This window comes from Vibrio sp. A8-1, from assembly GCF_013048685.1.
Lineage (GTDB): Bacteria > Pseudomonadota > Gammaproteobacteria > Enterobacterales > Vibrionaceae > Vibrio > Vibrio metschnikovii.
Genome location: NZ_VHTC01000010.1, coordinates 100,122 through 116,800, shown reverse-complemented (window position 1 = coordinate 116,800; position 16,679 = coordinate 100,122). Strand labels below are relative to the sequence as shown.

Here is a 16,679-nt window from a genome sequence, read left to right as displayed (position 1 = left end):
CAAACGGAAGGGAAGTCCGCGAAGATAAACGACGCCCCAACAACACAAACGCCTACTGTCTGTTTAGAGAGTAGGCGTTTTATAGAGTATTCTAAACGGTTGTTAGAATAACGTATTTTACTGAAGTTTGAAACGCATCATCGAATTTTGTAATGATACTGATAGTTGTGCCAATTCGGTACACGCTTGTGCAGTTTGATTGGCACCTTGAGCCACTTCTTGAGAGGCGTGGTGAATATTTTCTATATTACGCGTTAACTCATCGGCCACCGAGTCTTGTTGGCTACAAGCGCTGGCAATTTGCGCCCCCATATCGGCCACTTGAGCAATAGATTGCTCGATAGAGTGCATGAGTTGTTGTGAATGGTTACCTTGCTCAACGCAATTATCAATACTTGAACATGAGCGATCAGTACCTTCTTTGGCCTGTTTGGCCATGTTTTGCAGTTTTTCGATAATAGAGGTAATTTCACCTGTCGAATCTTGTGTACGTCCGGCAAGAGTTCGAACCTCATCGGCCACCACGGCAAAGCCTCGACCAGATTCACCAGCGCGGGCCGCTTCAATGGCTGCATTGAGTGCAAGTAAGTTGGTTTGATCGGCAATACCACGAATAACATCGACAATCATATTGATTTGATTGGATTGTTGTTCAAGTTCAGAAACCGTTTGACCCGTTTGAGTAATGATTTCTGCGACTTGGCCGATAGCGTTAACCATCAGTTTATTGTCGCGCGCGCCTTCTTGAACTTGTTTATTGGTGGTATCAATTTCTTGCGCCGAGTTTTCGGTATTACTGGCAACATCAGCGACAGCCGCCTTCATCTCATTCATCGCAGTCGCTACTTGTGTGATTTGATCTTGCTGCTCTTGCATGCCTTGAGCTGCTTGAGAGGAAATTTGTGACATCTCTTCTACTGCGCTGCTCAGTTGGGTCACTGCTGAAATGGTCTCTTCAATTAATTGGCGAAGATTGTTTTGCATAACCATCGAGGCATCGGCCAACTCACCGAGCTCGTCATTGCCAATCGCTTGTCGATTGAGTTTTTGTGATAAATCACCTTTGGCAATCGCATTCGATTGTGCGACCACTAACTTTAATGGCCCACAAATGATCTGCGTTATAAAATAGGTAACCAGCGCCATAATAACTAAGATCGCGATATTGATGATACTCGAACTCACATCAATCCGATTGACGGCTTTAAGGATGTAGTCTTTATTGCCATCCATCGCTTGGCTAAGAATTTTCGATAGTTTCTCTATGTCGATTTCAATTTGACGAAAATCTTGATTAGAACGGTTTAAAATTTCCAAGGCCTTAATCTGCTCGTTGGCTGCTAATGCCTGATTGAATTCAACCATGGTTTGATTGTAGCTTTGCCAATGACGCATCAGTTGACTGAAGATACGTTCTTCTTCACCGGGCCAAATATCTTGCCCGTATTTTTTAACTCCGCCTCGATTTCTTGTTGAAATTGACGGCTTTGATTGAGTCGATTGGTAATATCGCTGCGATCGCTAGAAAGTAATGAAGCAAATTGAGTGCGACGCCAATAAGACAGTTTATCACCAATATTATCGACCGCTTCAAAAGCGGGGAAGGTGTCTTCGGTAAAGTTAATGAGTTGATTTTTAATCTCACGGTGTTCTGTATGTAAAAACCAAGCAAATAAAATGTTGATAAGAGCAATGAGCCCAAATCCGCTGGCTAATTTTTTGCTAATCGACATATTTTTTAAAAACATGAATAAGCTACCTTACATTGGGTGGATTGGATTGGCACCAAACACAACTCCCTTGTGCACTTATTATCCAACAATGATTTGTTAGATATCCATAATCTGTGACTTTGGTTCAATTAATTGTGTATTTTATCACTATTTTTATTACCTGTGTTGCTAGTTATAAAAATAGTCAATAAATCATCAAAAAGAGAGCTGGTGACTAAAAAATTTTTCCTCACAAGATGAGATCAGGACGAGGTTTTGCTGATTTTCCGCGCTAGTGATTGAAACTAATAGATATTCGTTGATCTACCCCTAAGTATTTCTTTCAGGTATAGGCATAATTCATGGTGGCTTCGAACTGTAACTATTTGTAATAGTTATTAACTTACAAGAGTTATTAACTAACAAAAGTTATCAACGGGTCGTGGATAAGCGATCTGGCCATTATTCGTGGTTTTTATGCACATTGTCTCAGGAAGAGTAACTATGATACGCCCCTATATTAAGTACATTGTCCCGTTAGCGATTCCCTTATTGATCCTCCTTTTACCCCTCTCTGCTTTTCCTTTTGAGGGGCTGACCATTATTCAACAGCGAGTGATTGCGATTTTCCTGTTAGCGGCCTTATTGTGGGTATTTGAACCGATCCCGATTTATGCCACTTCAGTGGTGATCATTGTTTTAGAACTACTGATGTTATCGGATAAAGGCTTGTGGCTATTTAAAAGTAACCAGCATCTTGCGGAATTTGGTGGGTTATTAAAACATAGTGACATCATGGCGACTTTTGCTAGTCCGATCATTATGTTATTTCTCGGCGGGTTTTTCTTAGCCATGGCGGCGACTAAGTACCGTTTAGACGTCAACTTGGCCAGGGTATTACTCAAGCCTTTCGGTCAAAATCCTAAATTTGTGATGTTAGGTTTGATGTTGATCACCGGTATTTTCTCAATGTTTATGTCCAATACCGCAACCACCGCCATGATGCTCTCGATTTTAACGCCGGTTATCGCCGTTTTTGGCCCGAAGGATCCGGGCAGAATTGCTTTCGCCTTATCGATTCCGGTTGCCGCTAATATAGGTGGTATTGGTACACCCATTGGAACGCCGCCGAACGCAATCGCCTTAAAATATTTGGTGGGCGATAACTTAATCACGTTTGGTGAATGGATGGCTTTTGGTGTGCCTTTTGTGATCGTATTAATGGCGCTGGCTTGGGTGCTGATTGGATTTATGTATCGAGCAGAACAAAAAACCATTGAATTAAGTATTAAAGGTAAATTTCTTAAAACGCCGAAAGCGATGGTGGTTTATCTCACCTTCACACTGACCATTTTATTATGGTTAATGGGATCGACGCATGGCATGGACTCTTATACCGTGGCGTTAATTCCGGTTGCGGTGTTCTCGGTGACAGGGATCATCAATAAAGAAGATTTGAAAAAAATCTCCTGGGATGTGTTGTGGTTAGTCTCTGGTGGTATAGCGCTGGGTTTAGCGCTTGATAAAACAGGATTAGCGGAATTAGTGGTTAATAGCATTCCTTTTGATCATTACTCGCCTTATGTCGTGTTATTTGGTGCGGCGTTCTTATGTTTATTGATGGCGAATTTTATGTCGCACACCGCGACAGCAAACTTATTGATGCCAATTATGGCGGCATTGGGTACCTCTATGGTATCGCTTACCCCATTGGGCGGTGAGTTAACTTTAATTCTCGTCGTTACTTTTGCAGCTTCGCTAGGGATGTCACTGCCGATCAGTACTCCGCCTAATGCTCTCGCTCATGCGACCGGTCATGTACAAAGTCATCAAATGGCACGAGTTGGCGTTATCCTTGGTATTGTTGGTGTGTTGATGAGTTTTGTGATGATTTGGTTTTTACACTTTATTGGACACATTGGTTAATTAATGATGCTGGAAAACATGGATCCACAGATGCAGGTATTAGTTGAGCGTTATTTTACTCATGCTCAGCGCTGCATCTGTTTACCCAGTGGCTCGATAATTCTTAAGCAAAATGGCTATAACGATCGCCTCTATTACGTAAAATCAGGTGAGCTACTCGGTCAATTTAGAGAAAAAGAGGGGAAGGCGATTCCGATTTTTTCGGCCTCAGCGGGTGCCTTTATCGGTGTACACAGTTTTTTTTCTGGTCATTGGATAGCGTCTTCCACAGTGATTGCGCAAACTGATGTTGAGCTCGGTTGGATTGACCGACATACGCCAGTGATTGAGCCACAACAGTTCGGTCCGCTGAGTACCCAGTTTATGCCCGTGATTGTGGCTGAGCTTTCGCGTCGTCAACGACGCGCAATGCAAGAAGCGGTTGCCAAAGAAAAGGCGCTTGAGCGGTTACATATGGCGGAACAAATGACGACCTTAGGTCAGTTAGCCGCTGGTATTTCTCATGAATTGAACAACGCAATTGGCGTGGTAAGCAGTAAAACAGAACGGTTAGAAAGCTTATTTATCGAGTTGTTGCATGAAGTGCATCCCGAAGCCAGTCAGTTTTTTGATTTTGGTTTGCTGTATGGGCAAAAAGTGTCGTCGAGTGAAGCGCGCGAACGTGGCGCACACTTTGCGCAGCGCTATCAATTGCCGAAAAATCTCGCTCGTGAATTAGCTCGGGCAGTACCGGAGGAGACACTGTCCGCTCATTGGCTGGCCAATCCACATTTAGCGATTCGCTATTGGCAAATGGGGCGTGATTTACACGATTTACGTGTTGCCTCGAAACATGTGGTTGGGATCGTTAAATCGGTTAAACAATTAGGGCGTAGCGAGATCCATTTTGATGAGCAGTTGGATCTGAATGACACACTAAATCGGGCATTAGCATTATTGCAAAGTGATTTACGTCGAGTCTCGGTGCGGATGCGTCCCGGCGGATTACCAATCTTAAAGGGGTCGCAGACCGAATGGGTACAAGTGTGGGTGAATATCATTAAAAATGCTTGTGATGCGATGCTCCAAACCGAGCATCCGGAAATAGATATCCATACTCGTTATGATAAACAACGCATTTTGATCACCATTGCCAATAATGGGCCAGAAATTGATGAAGCCACACGGCGGAGAATATTTCAGCCCAGTTTTACCACTAAAAAAGAGGGGTTGTCGTTTGGTCTTGGGTTAGGGTTGGCGATTGTTAAGCGTATCGTGACCAGTTATGGCGGAACTACGGTTGTCAAAAGCAATCATGAGAAAACGATTTTCAGGATAAAACTACCAGTCGAGGATGGATATGGAGAAGCTTAATATTATTTGTGTCGATGACCAAAGGGAAGTGCTCAGTGCGGTGTTGCAAGACTTGCAACCGTTAGCGAGTTGGTTGCAGATAGAAGATTGTGAATCAGCAGATGAAGTACTGCAATTGATGGACGAATTAGACGCTGAAGGTGAGTTTATTGCTCTGATTATTTCCGATCATGTGATGCCAGGAAAAACGGGGATTGAACTACTCAGCGAGATCACACAAGATCCTCGTTTTATCGGCACGAAAAAGGTCTTACTCACTGGACAAGCGACCCACTCTGATACGATTAATGCGATAAACACCGCAGGCATCAACCGTTATTTTGATAAACCATGGAGTGCAGAAGCGTTGATCGCCTGTGTTAGACAGCTAGTGACAGAATTTATTTTTGACAAAGGGTTGGATTACACGCAGTGGCATCAAGAGTTGGATCAAAACGTGGTGCTAACTCGCGTACGCTAAATTTAACCTCAACTCAGCGTGATGATTAGCTCACGCTGAGTTTGCTATTTTTGCTATTTCAGCTCGTCGGTTTGAGTCGATTTAGTGTGATCTTGACACGGTGTCTTACAATTACAGACTTTATCAATCTCAACCTTTGCTAGACCGCCACAACTACCTTGAATCGGTTTTCGCCGAGCCATCACGCCAATGCTCATTAAGAGCACCATCAATAGAAAAACACCAAAAGCGATCAAGTACACCATGTTTATGACTCCTTTTGTTCTTCGTATGGGTTAGCGGTGAATCGTAAAAATACGCTGTAACTTTTTTAACGTTGTTGGGTTGAGTTTAGTCCTTGCCTGCGAAGAATGACAACCTTGCTTTGTTTGGCAGGATTTCTGATTTTTATGAATCGAAGGACGAGCGTAAGCCAGATCAGTGATTTCCTGAAGTTCAGTAAGAGTTAGCTGAGCCAATGAGCGGCGAGCTGGATAGGCGAAGACTTTGATACCTAGCTTAAATAGCGTCGATAGCATCGCCTGACCAATATTTTTTACAATTACAGCATCGACTTTATGTTGCCGTAACAGCTCAAGCAGCGCCGCTTTTTGAGCGCAGCGTTGAGCTGGGTCATGAGGTTCAGTGATGACAACACTTTGCTGCTCGGTCACAGAGTTAATCAATAAAAATTCGGATGCTTTGGAAAAATGGGGACTGAGTTTTTGACCTTGGCTGGGAATGGCATAGATCATATCAATATTCCTATTGTGGTGAGAGAAGAGTGAGAAGTGAATATTGTGCGCTAGTAATTAGCATATGCCAATTATTTTTTGTATTTTCCCTGTTTGCTGATCTAAGAAATCGTGGGTTCATCTTTAAGTAGACGCATTGATTGTCGACAATATTTCATTGGGATAAATCGACAATGCGACGTAACAATCAATAACAGTTAACTTTCCCTTAAAATAAGAGGTTTTTATTCGATTTTTGGATTGTTGTTGCGATGTTTTTTTGTGCGACCTTAGTCTAAATTGTCGCCGATTTTCTTGATTGTCGACAATTGCTTGTTTATGGTAAGCGGTATCAGCAAGTTGAGGTTGTTCGTATTAACCACCCATAAGCTTGATGAGCTCAGCGTAATGACTTATGCAAGGTAGAAGAGCCAAGTGAATAAACACGCAGATAACGAAAAAGAACATACTAAATCGGAAAGTTTAACTGAGTTTTTGATAGAGGCGATTGTCTCTGGCGACATTGCTCCTGGAAGTAAAATCTCTGAGCCTGAGTTAGCTAAACATTTTCAGGTCAGTCGAGGGCCTTTACGTGAAGCGTTGATGCGGATTGAAGGCTTAGGTTTAATCGAGCGTATTCCTCATGTTGGGGCCAGAGTGATTAAGCTTTGTCAAGAAAAGCTGGTGGATCTGTACGGCGTAAGAGAAGCGTTGGAAGGAATGGCGGCTCGTTTAGCGGCGCGTCATATTACCGAAGACGAATTGTCTAGCTTAGAGCAACTACTTATCACGCATTCTCGTCATATCGAACAAGTCGATGGGGCGGGCTATTTTCATCAATACGGTGATTTTGACTTTCACTATCGAATCATTCAAGCCAGTCGTAACCCACAATTGATTCGGTTGCTGTGCGATGAGCTTTACCATTTGCTGCGTATGTATCGATATAAATCGCCTCGTTCTCATTCTCGACCGATTGCCGCCCTTGAAGAACATAAATTTATTCTGCAGGCGATACGTCACCGTGATGAAGAGTTAGCGGAGATGTTGATGCGCAGACATATTGCTTACAGCCGGCGTTTAATTGAACAGCAAATTCAGCTCGACAGCCATACTAAGGAGTGTTTATGAGCATCAGTCCGGGAGCTAAATTTAAGCTTGCCCTTCACCAGCAGCAACCTTTGCCCATTGTCGGTACGATTAATGCGTATTGCGCGATGATGGCTAAACAGATCGGCCATCAGGCCATTTATCTATCCGGCGCAGGCGTCGCCAATGCATCCTATGGATTGCCGGATCTTGGCATCACCGCATTAAATGACGTACTGATCGATGTTGAGCGGATCACGAATGCTTGTGATTTACCCTTATTGGTGGATATTGATACCGGATTTGGCGGCGCGTTTTCGATTGCTCGGACGATCAAGCTAATGGAAAAAGCAGGGGCGGCGGCGGTTCATTTGGAAGATCAAGTGGCTCAAAAACGTTGTGGCCATCGTCCAAATAAAGCCATTGTTAGCCAACAGGAGATGGTTGACCGACTCAAAGCTGCGGTCGATGCTCGTCACGATGATGATTTTGTGATCATGGCGCGTACTGATGCACTGGCCAACGAGGGGATGGACAAAGCCATTGAAAGAGCGATTGCTTATGTTGAGGCGGGGGCCGATATGTTGTTTCCCGAAGCGATGACGCAATTGGATCAATATCAACAGCTTGTTTTGGCATTACAATCGGCAACCGGAAGAAACGTACCGATTCTTGCCAATATGACCGAGTTCGGGCAAACCCCACTGTATAGCAAAGCGCAATTGGCGGAAGTTAACGTTGCCATGGCCTTGTATCCTCTCAGTGCGTTTCGTGCCATGAACCACGCTGCAGAAATGGTTTACCGCCACCTATTGGACAACGAGCATCAACAGGCGTTATTAGACGGGATGCAAACCCGTCAGGAGCTTTACCACTATCTCGATTATCACGCCTATGAGCAAACGCTGGATACGCTATTTTCAAAAGGCAAATCTTAAGCTTTTCTACGCTGGAATGATAAGCACAATGAGGTGGTTTATCGCGACAAGAGGATTGTCGCTTTAACCTCCAACCTTGAATCAACCAAACTTAATGCGAAAAGGAGTTCATCATTATGTCTTGTCCCTCATCCGCAGGCGCGGGATTACGTGGTCAAAGTGCTGGCAGCACGGCACTGTGTACGGTGGGTAAAACCGGTACTGGTTTGACCTACCGCGGTTATGACATTACCGATTTAGCCAACCATGCTCAATTTGAAGAAGTGGCTCATTTATTATTGATTGGGCACTTACCGACTCAGCGTGAGTTAGACAACTTTAAAGCGCGTTTGATGGATTTACGAAGTTTACCTCCCGCGCTCACCGAGGTATTAGAGCGGATCCCCGCGACGGCTCATCCGATGGATGTCTTACGCACTGGCTGCTCGATGTTGGGTAATATCGAACCAGAGCAAGAGTTTACTCAGCAGTTAGCCAGTGCCGAGCGAATGTTAGCTCTCTTTCCTGCCATTATTACTTATTGGTACCGTTTCAGTCATCATGGAGTCAGGGTTGATACTCAGCAATACGATGAAGATTCTATCGGTGGCTATTTTTTGGCAATGCTCAGCGATCAAGCGCCGAGTGAGTTGTTTAAACAAGTTATGCATTGTTCTTTAATTTTATACGCTGAGCATGAGTTTAATGCGTCAACCTTTACCGCTCGCGTGTGCGCGTCCACCTTGTCTGATCTGCATTCTTGTATCACGGCCGCGATTGGTTCATTGCGTGGACCACTACACGGTGGAGCCAATGAAGCGGCAATGGCGATGATAGAGCCGTGGACGACGGCAGAGCAAGCCGAGCAACATCTGCTGCGGATGTTGGCGGAGAAGCAGACCATCATGGGTTTTGGGCATGCGATTTACCGTGAATGCGATCCACGTAATGCCTTGATCAAGCAGTGGGCTAAGCGCTTATCCGAGCAGGTGGGCGATAGCCATCTTTATGCGGTTTCTGAACGAGTGGAAGCCGTGATGCAGCGCGAGAAAAATTTATTTTGTAATGCCGATTTTTTCCACGCTTCGGCCTATCACTTTATGGGTATTCCGACCAAACTCTTTACCCCAATTTTTGTGCTGAGCCGTTTAACGGGTTGGGCTGCACATGTGTTTGAGCAGCGGGCTAATAATCGGATTATTCGTCCAAGCGCGGACTATATTGGGCCCGAGCCTCAAGACTGGGTTCCGATAGACCAGCGTGGCTAATCGTGACGCTGTCACTCGCTGTAATGGATTACTGAGGATCAAAGAAAGAGAATGAAGAGTCGTTTTAGACAAACCTTACCCGGAACCGAAATAGATTACTTTGACGCTCGCGCAGCGATTAACGCCATCAAGCCTGATGCGTATCAGAGGCTGCCTTATACCTCGCGGATACTGGCCGAAAATCTGGTGCGCTGTTGTCCTGGTGAGCAACTTACGTCAGCATTAACACAGTTGATTGAGCGTAAGCAAGATCGGGATTTTCCTTGGTATCCTGTGCGTGTAGTGTGTCATGATATTTTAGGTCAAACTGCTTTGGTTGATTTAGCCGGACTACGTGATGCGATTGCTGAGCAAGGCGGCGATCCAGCGCAAGTCAACCCCATCGTCGAAACGCAATTGATTGTTGACCATTCATTAGCGGTCGAGCACGCTGGTTTTGACGCCGATGCTTTAGCAAAAAATCGTGCGATTGAAGACCGACGCAATGAAGACCGTTTTCATTTCATTGAATGGTGCAAACACGCGTTTAAAAATGTCAGCGTGATCCCCGCTGGCAATGGCATTATGCATCAAATCAATTTAGAAAAAATGTCGCCAGTCATCCAACTGAAGCAAGGCGTTGCCTTCCCTGATACTTGTGTGGGGACCGATAGCCATACCCCTCATATTAATGCTCTTGGGGTTATTGCCATTGGTGTTGGCGGCTTAGAAGCGGAAACCGTCATGCTCGGCCGACCATCGATGATGCGTTTACCGGATATTGTCGGGGTAAAGCTTATCGGCCAGCGCCAAGCTGGAATCACCGCGACCGATATTGTATTAGCATTAACCGAATTTTTGCGTACGCAGCGAGTGGTCTCAGCTTATTTAGAATTTTTTGGTGAAGGAGCCCATCAACTGACGATTGGCGATCGCGCCACCATCGCCAACATGACGCCAGAATATGGTGCTAGCGCGGGTTTGTTCTATATCGATCAACAAACGCTACGTTATCTTCAGCTCACGGGCCGCGAACCAGATCAAATCGCGTTAGTTGAGCAGTACGCTAAACAGACTGGCTTATGGGCTGATGAGTTGCTCGAGGTGCAGTATGAAAGAGTCTTAACCTTTGATCTCTCTCAAGTCGAACGCACCATGGCTGGGCCTTCTCAACCCCATCGCTGTTTACCTACCTCACAATTGGTTGAGCGCGGTATCGCCCATACGCTAAGACAAGAGAGTACTCAATTCGGCTTACCTGATGGGGCGGTGATCATCGCAGCGATCACCTCATGCACCAATACCAGTAATCCGCGCAATTTGGTCGCGGCGGGATTACTTGCTAAAAAAGCCAATCAGCGTGGCTTGATACGTCAGCCTTGGGTGAAAAGCTCGTTTGCGCCCGGCTCTAAAGTCGCCAAACTGTACTTAGAAGAAGCCAACTTATTAACCGAACTTGAAACGCTAGGATTTGGGATTGTTGGCTACGCTTGTACAACCTGTAATGGAATGAGCGGTGCGTTGGATCCGGCCATTGAGCGAGAAATTCTTGCCCGTGATCTCTATACCACTGCAGTCTTATCTGGTAATCGTAACTTTGATGGGCGGATTCATCCTCATGCCAAACACGCTTTTTTAGCGTCACCACCGCTGGTCGTCGCCTACGCGATTGCTGGCAGTATTCGCTTTGATATTGAGCGAGATGCGCTTGGTGTGGACAGTCAGGGCAACCCGATTTACTTAGCGGATATCTGGCCGAGTGATGAAGAGATTGATGCCGTGGTCGAGAGTTGCGTTAAGCCGCAGCAATATCAGCACGTGTATATTCAAATGTTTCAGCTACAGGATTCGACTCAGCAAACATCACCGCTTTATGATTGGCGTCCTAACAGTACTTACATCCGACGCCCTCCTTATTGGCAAGGTGCGCTAGCTGGCAAGCCGAGTTTAACTGGCATGCGTCCGTTAGCGATTTTAGGTGACAATGTCACAACCGATCACCTTTCTCCTTCGAATGCGATTTTAGCGAGCAGTGCCGCCGGAGAGTATTTAACCAGCATGGGTGTTCCCGAAGCGGACTTTAACTCTTATGCGACTCATCGTGGCGATCATTTAACAGCGCAACGCGCCACGCTTGCTAACCCCAAACTATTGAATGAAATGGTCAAAGAGAACGGCGAAGTGATACAAGGCTCGCTAGCGCGGATTGAGCCAGAAGGGCGAGTTACTCGACTATGGGAAGCGATAGAAACCTATCTAGAACGTCAACAACCGTTAATCATTATTGCTGGTGCCGATTATGGCCAAGGTTCATCTCGTGATTGGGCGGCGAAAGGAGTACGTTTAGCTGGCGTTGAGGCGATCGTTGCCGAAGGCTTTGAGCGCATCCATCGCACCAATTTAGTCGGTATGGGGGTATTGCCGCTGCAATTTATGACAGGGATGAACCGTTTAACCCTTGATTTAGACGGCAGCGAGTTATTTGATGTCCGCGGAGTGATCCAGCCAAATGCCACACTTACGTTGACCATCACTCGCCGAGATCAGTCTTCTTTTTCGATTCCGGTGATTTGTCGCCTTGAAACGGAAGATGAACTCGACGTTTATCAAGCGGGCGGCGTATTGCCCCGTTTTGCTCAGCAATTTTTAGTGAAAGAGTAGCCCTTATGAGTGATATTAATTCTAAGATCTCTATTGCTTCAGATAGTACCGTTGGTTCAGCGCGGCAAATAAAAATTCCCGCTACCTATTTAAGAGGTGGTACCAGTAACGGCGTGTTTTTTAAGCTCTCCGATCTTCCTATTGATGCACAATCATCCGGTGAGTATCGCGATAGATTATTGTTGAGGGTTATCGGTAGCCCTGATGCTTATGGCAAGCAGATCGATGGTATGGGGGGCGGAAGTTCCAGTACCAGTAAAGTGGCATTGATTTCAAAAAGTCAGCAAGCGGATCACGATGTCGATTATCTGTTTGGCCAAGTCGCTATCGACCAACCACAGATTGATTGGAGTGGTAATTGCGGTAACCTTTCCGCTGCGGTCGGTCCTTTTGCGATAGAGGCTGGGTTGATTGACCCTGCTCGTATCCCTGAACAGGGTGTGGTGGAGGTAAAAGTATGGCAAACCAACATTAAAAAAACGCTGATCATTCATGTACCAATCGTCAACGGTCAAGTTCAAGAAATCGGTGATTTTCAGCTTGATGGCGTCGCGTTTCCTGCGGCTGAAATTCAGGTTGAGTTTATAGATCCTGCTGAGGGGCAAGGCGCGATATTTCCGACAGGGAATTTACGTGACTGCTTATCTATCCCCGGTCTTGGTGATATTGAAGTGACGTTGATTAATGCAGGGATTCCGACCATTTTTCTTGATGCTCACCGACTGGGTTATCAAGGCGATGAAGGGCAAGAGGTGGTCAACGCCGATCTTGAAATGCTCGCTAAGTTAGAAATGATCCGTGCCTATGGCGCGTTAAAAATGGGTTTGATTGAGCATTTAGAACAAGCTAAAGCGCGTCAACATACGCCTAAAATTGCTTTTGTAGCGCCATCGAAAGCCTATCTCACCGCTAGTGGAAAGCAGATTGAGAGTGCTGAAGTTGATCTCTTGGTGCGCGCTCTATCAATGGGGAAATTACACCATGCGATGATGGGAACCGCTGCCGTTGCGATTGCCGCGGCGGCTTGTGTTCCTGGCACGCTCGTCAACCAAGCCGCGGGAGGTGGTCAACGAAGTCAAGTCACTTTTGGTCATCCTTCTGGTACCTTAACGGTCGGCGCGACGATAGAAGGAATGATTATCGAAGGACAGACACAGCCCGTTTGGCAAATCACTAAAGCGGTGATGAGTCGCAGTGCACGAATTTTAATGCAGGGTTGGGTGCGAGTTCCTGCGCCTTAACCATTTTTTGGAGATAGTGTTGAGCTATCTCTATTGCCATACTAAGTGCAGCAATTGATTTGATTGTCAAAAGGAGTGGTTGAGCAAAGGTAAGTCGCATGACTCATTGAGCATTGACTGCAACTGAATGTCCTTTGGCGCTGAAATTTTATATTTTCTATATATCTCTCGTCTTGTTTTATACATTTTCTTTAAATCCATCTGATTAGTATGGGGGATCTCTATTCAGATAGGATGCGCTGAAAGCGCAATAGGAAAATGAAACCATCACAAAAAAGTACGTCTTCGCTTGCTCTATTGGCTGTCGGTATTGTTTATGGTGATATTGGAACTAGCCCTTTATACGCATTGAAAGAAGTGTTTTTTAGCCATCATCCCCTTATTATTAATCCAACCAATGTATTGGGAATACTCTCGTTAGTCTTTTGGGCATTTATTATCATCGTGTCGGTAAAGTATTTATTGTTCATCACCCAAGCGGATCAAAATGGTGAAGGCGGTATCTTAACCTTAGCGAGTATTGCCAAGACTCATTGTCCTCATTCATTCAAACCCGTGGTTCTGCTATTGGGTTTATTAGCCGCAGGGTTCTTTTTTGGTGAAGCGGTGATTACACCAGCGATGTCGGTGCTCTCTGCGGTTGAAGGGATAGCCGTGGCTAAAGCCAGCTTAGCGCCTTATGTCTTGCCAATTGCCTTAGCGATCATCTGCGCGTTATTTGCTATTCAAGTATTGGGAACAGAGTTGATTGGCCGTTTTTTTGCGCCAATTATGTTGCTCTGGTTTATCACACTGGGCGTTTTAGGTTTCATCGCTATCATCAAGCAACCACAGGTTTTGGCTGCAGTAAATCCATATTACGCTTGGCATTTTATTGCTACTCACGGCGCTTATAGCTTAATTATACTCGGTGTTGTCGTACTGTCGGTGACTGGCGTTGAAGCGTTATACGCCGATATGGGCCATATTGGGATTACACCGATTCGATGGGCTTGGTTTACTATTGTTTTACCCAGTTTGCTATTTAACTACTTTGGGCAAGGTGCGTATTTACTTCAAACACAAGGCATAGAAAGGCAAACTTTCTATGGATTAGTCCCCCATTCGTTACTGTGGCCGTTGATTATTTTGGCAACGTTAGCGGCGATCATCGCTTCTCAAGCGGTGATCTCTGGTATTTTCTCATTGACTCGTCAAGCGATGAACTATGGTTATCTGCCACCATTAAAAATCACTCATACTTCAGCGCACTCTCAAGGACAAATTTATGTGCCAGCAGCGAATCTATTACTATTCGCTTCAGTGATGATGGTGATGGCGAGTTTTAAATCCTCGGCAAATTTAGCCGCCGCTTATGGGATTGCGGTAACTGCGATTATGACCATCTCTTCATTATTAATCTTGGTGGTGATGCGTTATGGCTGGCATTGGCGGTTACGTTACGTCATTGTCATGGGCGCTATTTTCATCTCTTTGGACGTATTATTACTGATCTCGACATCGACTAAATTTAGTCATGGTGGCTGGCTACCAATCGTGCTTGGTGGTGGTGTATTCCTTATTATGTATATCTGGCAGCAACAGAAACAGCGTTTATTGGAACAATCCGGGAGTGATTTATCGTTACCGGCAATGATCACATCACTCGAAGGGGAAACCTTTCAACGTACCCAACGTACCGCTGTGTATTTTTCTCGTTCGAGCGTTCATGTGCCTCGGTCACTGATCCATAACTTAAAATACAATAAGGTGTTGCATGAGCGTAATGTCTTGATGACTTTTCAAAGTGAATCGCAGCCTTATGTTCATCCCTGTCGTCGAGCGGAGATAACCCAACTGTCAGAGACGTTTTGGCAGGTGATCATTCATACGGGATATCAAGAAACCTTAGAAATAGACCAAGTGATGCACTCTTGTGCTTTAAAAGGGCTATTTCTCCATCCTAATGAAACGATTTTTTTCCTTTCTGCTGAGCATATCCAAGCACAAAAAATCGGCTTATGGCATGACTTTAAGGCCAAGCTATTTATTTTGCTGAGCAAGCATGCATTACTAACGTCTGAGCGGTTGAATATTCCCTCGGATCGATTAATTGAGATGGGCGTTTATCGGGAAATTTAACCTCTGTCATTAAGGTTACGAAAAAAGTAAAAGGCCAAGTAACTGTGTTTACATGGCCTTTTTTGATAATAGAGAATGAAAGCTTATTAATTTGATTCGCGATGAATAGGCGATATTTTTTGCTGAGCACGTCGGCGGACAGACCAACCAATGAGTAGGCTTACGATACCAATCAACAACGTCATCAACGGGGCGAGAATCAAAATATGATTGGCAATTTTCGATAAGTTATCAGGCAGTAATGACACGCCATAACCTGAAAAGACCAGAAAAAGAACCCATGCGATGGCACTCAAGGGGGTAACCAATAAAAAACGCGTTGGAGATATCGCATTTCTCAGGCCCATGACCATCGGCAATAAAGAGCGCACAACCGGTAAGAAACGCGCCATAAACATCGCCAGCATGCCGTATTTATGAATTAAACGATCTGTTGTATCCCATTGTTTAGCCGGAACTTTCCCTAACCAAGAAGCCACCATACGCCATTCTTTCAATTGATGACCTTGGTAAAATGCCATTGCTCCTCCTAACCATCCGGCGATGATCAGTACGCCAATCACGGCGTATAAATTCAAAATGCCGACAGCAGCAAGGCTACCACACAAGATAACGATGCTATCACACGGTAAAGGCGCAGCAGGTAGGAAAGCACTCTCAACAAAAATCAATAACCCGATGCAGAGATACAATAACGAAAGATCGATGTGCTGTAATGCAATCAGATCTTGATGCCATAAGGCAGAAAAAATAGACAATAGCGTATTCACAATACCTTTCCTCAATCAAAAAAATAATAACGAACGGTTTGATTGAAAAAAGCTAAGCGTGAGCGAAACGTGAATAGAGGTTGGAAAATCGCAGAGCTTTGCGGATAAAAAACAGCGTGGATTGACTAAAGTAAAACCACAATATGATCGCCGCGACACTCAGTGCAAGAGCAAGATAAAAGGGAGCGTCTTTCTTTAGCGCGATATCGTCATTATCATCAGAGATTAGGCGAATGGGCGTTGCGCGGTTTGGCTCACTGCGTGCGATCACCGCGAGTGAATATTGTTCAGGATGCGCTTGTTCGCTAGCCAAGTGGTGATGAGTCTGAGTGGATACCGCCAGCGGTTTCTCTTGAATAGCATTTAAGTTAAGCCAGTCAGGAAAACTGACCAGAGCGATAAACAATGCAAACAGAGCAGACTGGATCATAAGACGATTGTGGGTAACTTGAAATTACCGAGAGTATGC

13 protein-coding genes and 1 pseudogene are annotated in these 16,679 nt (G+C 45.0%); 9 read left to right on the top strand and 5 right to left on the bottom strand.

From position 1 onward, the window contains the following. Positions 1 to 117: 117 nt before the first annotated feature. Positions 118 to 1,748: pseudogene (locus FKN93_RS07825) on the bottom strand (methyl-accepting chemotaxis protein). A 471-nt stretch (positions 1,749 to 2,219) separates the two neighbouring features. Between FKN93_RS07825 and FKN93_RS07820 the strand changes: the two are divergent. The 3 genes from FKN93_RS07820 to FKN93_RS07810 are packed head-to-tail and all read left to right on the top strand — an operon-like array spanning position 2,220 to position 5,451. Beyond that, positions 2,220 to 3,638 carry an SLC13 family permease gene (locus FKN93_RS07820; protein ID WP_170904812.1) on the top strand — a complete coding sequence of 473 codons (1,419 nt, stop codon included), beginning with the start codon at positions 2,220 to 2,222 and terminating at the stop codon, positions 3,636 to 3,638. A gap of 6 nt (positions 3,639 to 3,644) precedes the next feature. Continuing rightward, the gene (locus FKN93_RS07815) at positions 3,645 to 4,991 is read left to right on the top strand and encodes an ATP-binding protein (RefSeq protein WP_233268206.1); all 1,347 of its coding nucleotides are present in this window, start codon (positions 3,645 to 3,647) and stop codon (positions 4,989 to 4,991) included. Continuing rightward, positions 4,978 to 5,451 (top strand): response regulator, encoded by a 474-nt coding sequence (locus FKN93_RS07810; protein ID WP_004395326.1) that lies wholly within the window; start codon positions 4,978 to 4,980, stop codon positions 5,449 to 5,451. The genes FKN93_RS07815 and FKN93_RS07810 overlap by 14 nt, the downstream gene beginning before the upstream one ends. 53 nt (positions 5,452 to 5,504) lie before the next feature. On the opposite strand, the gene nqrM is transcribed toward FKN93_RS07810, so the two are convergent. Then, the gene (gene nqrM / locus FKN93_RS07805; RefSeq protein ID WP_004395325.1) at positions 5,505 to 5,696 is read right to left on the bottom strand and encodes a (Na+)-NQR maturation NqrM; all 192 of its coding nucleotides are present in this window, start codon (positions 5,694 to 5,696) and stop codon (positions 5,505 to 5,507) included. A gap of 30 nt (positions 5,697 to 5,726) precedes the next feature. After that, positions 5,727 to 6,185: a NifB/NifX family molybdenum-iron cluster-binding protein gene (locus tag FKN93_RS07800; protein WP_040904326.1), complete on the bottom strand. Its 459-nt coding sequence runs from the start codon at positions 6,183 to 6,185 to the stop codon at positions 5,727 to 5,729. 414 nt (positions 6,186 to 6,599) lie between these two features. Here FKN93_RS07800 and FKN93_RS07795 point away from each other — a divergent pair, with 414 nt between their 5' ends. The 6 genes from FKN93_RS07795 to FKN93_RS07770 all read left to right on the top strand — a co-directional run bounded on the left by FKN93_RS07795 (position 6,600) and on the right by FKN93_RS07770 (position 15,440). Further along, entirely contained in the window at positions 6,600 to 7,295 is a 696-nt protein-coding gene (locus tag FKN93_RS07795; RefSeq protein ID WP_170904805.1) for a GntR family transcriptional regulator, read from the top strand. Then, entirely contained in the window at positions 7,292 to 8,191 is a 900-nt protein-coding gene (gene prpB / locus FKN93_RS07790) for a methylisocitrate lyase (protein ID WP_170904804.1), read from the top strand. The genes FKN93_RS07795 and prpB overlap by 4 nt, the downstream gene beginning before the upstream one ends. Before the next feature lie 116 nt (positions 8,192 to 8,307). Beyond that, a complete protein-coding gene (gene prpC / locus FKN93_RS07785; protein WP_170904803.1) occupies positions 8,308 to 9,438 on the top strand; it encodes a 2-methylcitrate synthase in 1,131 nt (376 codons plus the stop codon). A 51-nt stretch (positions 9,439 to 9,489) separates the two neighbouring features. Then, complete coding sequence (acnD, locus tag FKN93_RS07780; RefSeq protein ID WP_170904802.1) at positions 9,490 to 12,078, top strand: Fe/S-dependent 2-methylisocitrate dehydratase AcnD; 2,589 nt, start codon at positions 9,490 to 9,492, stop codon at positions 12,076 to 12,078. Positions 12,079 to 12,083: 5 nt separating this feature from the next. Continuing rightward, a complete protein-coding gene (gene prpF, locus FKN93_RS07775; protein ID WP_170904801.1) occupies positions 12,084 to 13,319 on the top strand; it encodes a 2-methylaconitate cis-trans isomerase PrpF in 1,236 nt (411 codons plus the stop codon). A gap of 258 nt (positions 13,320 to 13,577) precedes the next feature. Then, positions 13,578 to 15,440 carry a potassium transporter Kup gene (locus FKN93_RS07770; RefSeq protein ID WP_170904800.1) on the top strand — a complete coding sequence of 621 codons (1,863 nt, stop codon included), beginning with the start codon at positions 13,578 to 13,580 and terminating at the stop codon, positions 15,438 to 15,440. Positions 15,441 to 15,526: 86 nt separating this feature from the next. Here FKN93_RS07770 and FKN93_RS07765 read toward each other — a convergent pair whose 3' ends face one another. Next, complete coding sequence (locus tag FKN93_RS07765) at positions 15,527 to 16,210, bottom strand: DedA family protein (RefSeq protein ID WP_170904799.1); 684 nt, start codon at positions 16,208 to 16,210, stop codon at positions 15,527 to 15,529. Positions 16,211 to 16,262: 52 nt separating this feature from the next. Beyond that, a complete protein-coding gene (locus tag FKN93_RS07760; protein ID WP_170904798.1) occupies positions 16,263 to 16,640 on the bottom strand; it encodes a hypothetical protein in 378 nt (125 codons plus the stop codon). Between the last annotated feature and the right edge of the window lie 39 nt (positions 16,641 to 16,679).

Excerpts from the sequence above, each read along its gene's own strand:
- nqrM (WP_004395325.1), bottom strand. The coding sequence starts at position 5,696 with ATGGTGTACTTGATCGCTTTTGGTGTTTTTCTATTGATGGTGCTCTTA.
- FKN93_RS07810 (WP_004395326.1), top strand. The coding sequence starts at position 4,978 with ATGGAGAAGCTTAATATTATTTGTGTCGATGACCAAAGGGAAGTGCTC.
- prpC (WP_170904803.1), top strand. The coding sequence starts at position 8,308 with ATGTCTTGTCCCTCATCCGCAGGCGCGGGATTACGTGGTCAAAGTGCT.
- prpB (WP_170904804.1), top strand. The coding sequence starts at position 7,292 with ATGAGCATCAGTCCGGGAGCTAAATTTAAGCTTGCCCTTCACCAGCAG.
- FKN93_RS07760 (WP_170904798.1), bottom strand. The coding sequence starts at position 16,640 with ATGATCCAGTCTGCTCTGTTTGCATTGTTTATCGCTCTGGTCAGTTTT.
- FKN93_RS07800 (WP_040904326.1), bottom strand. The coding sequence starts at position 6,185 with ATGATCTATGCCATTCCCAGCCAAGGTCAAAAACTCAGTCCCCATTTT.
- acnD (WP_170904802.1), top strand. The coding sequence starts at position 9,490 with ATGAAGAGTCGTTTTAGACAAACCTTACCCGGAACCGAAATAGATTAC.
- prpF (WP_170904801.1), top strand. The coding sequence starts at position 12,084 with ATGAGTGATATTAATTCTAAGATCTCTATTGCTTCAGATAGTACCGTT.
- FKN93_RS07815 (WP_233268206.1), top strand. The coding sequence starts at position 3,645 with ATGCTGGAAAACATGGATCCACAGATGCAGGTATTAGTTGAGCGTTAT.
- FKN93_RS07770 (WP_170904800.1), top strand. The coding sequence starts at position 13,578 with ATGAAACCATCACAAAAAAGTACGTCTTCGCTTGCTCTATTGGCTGTC.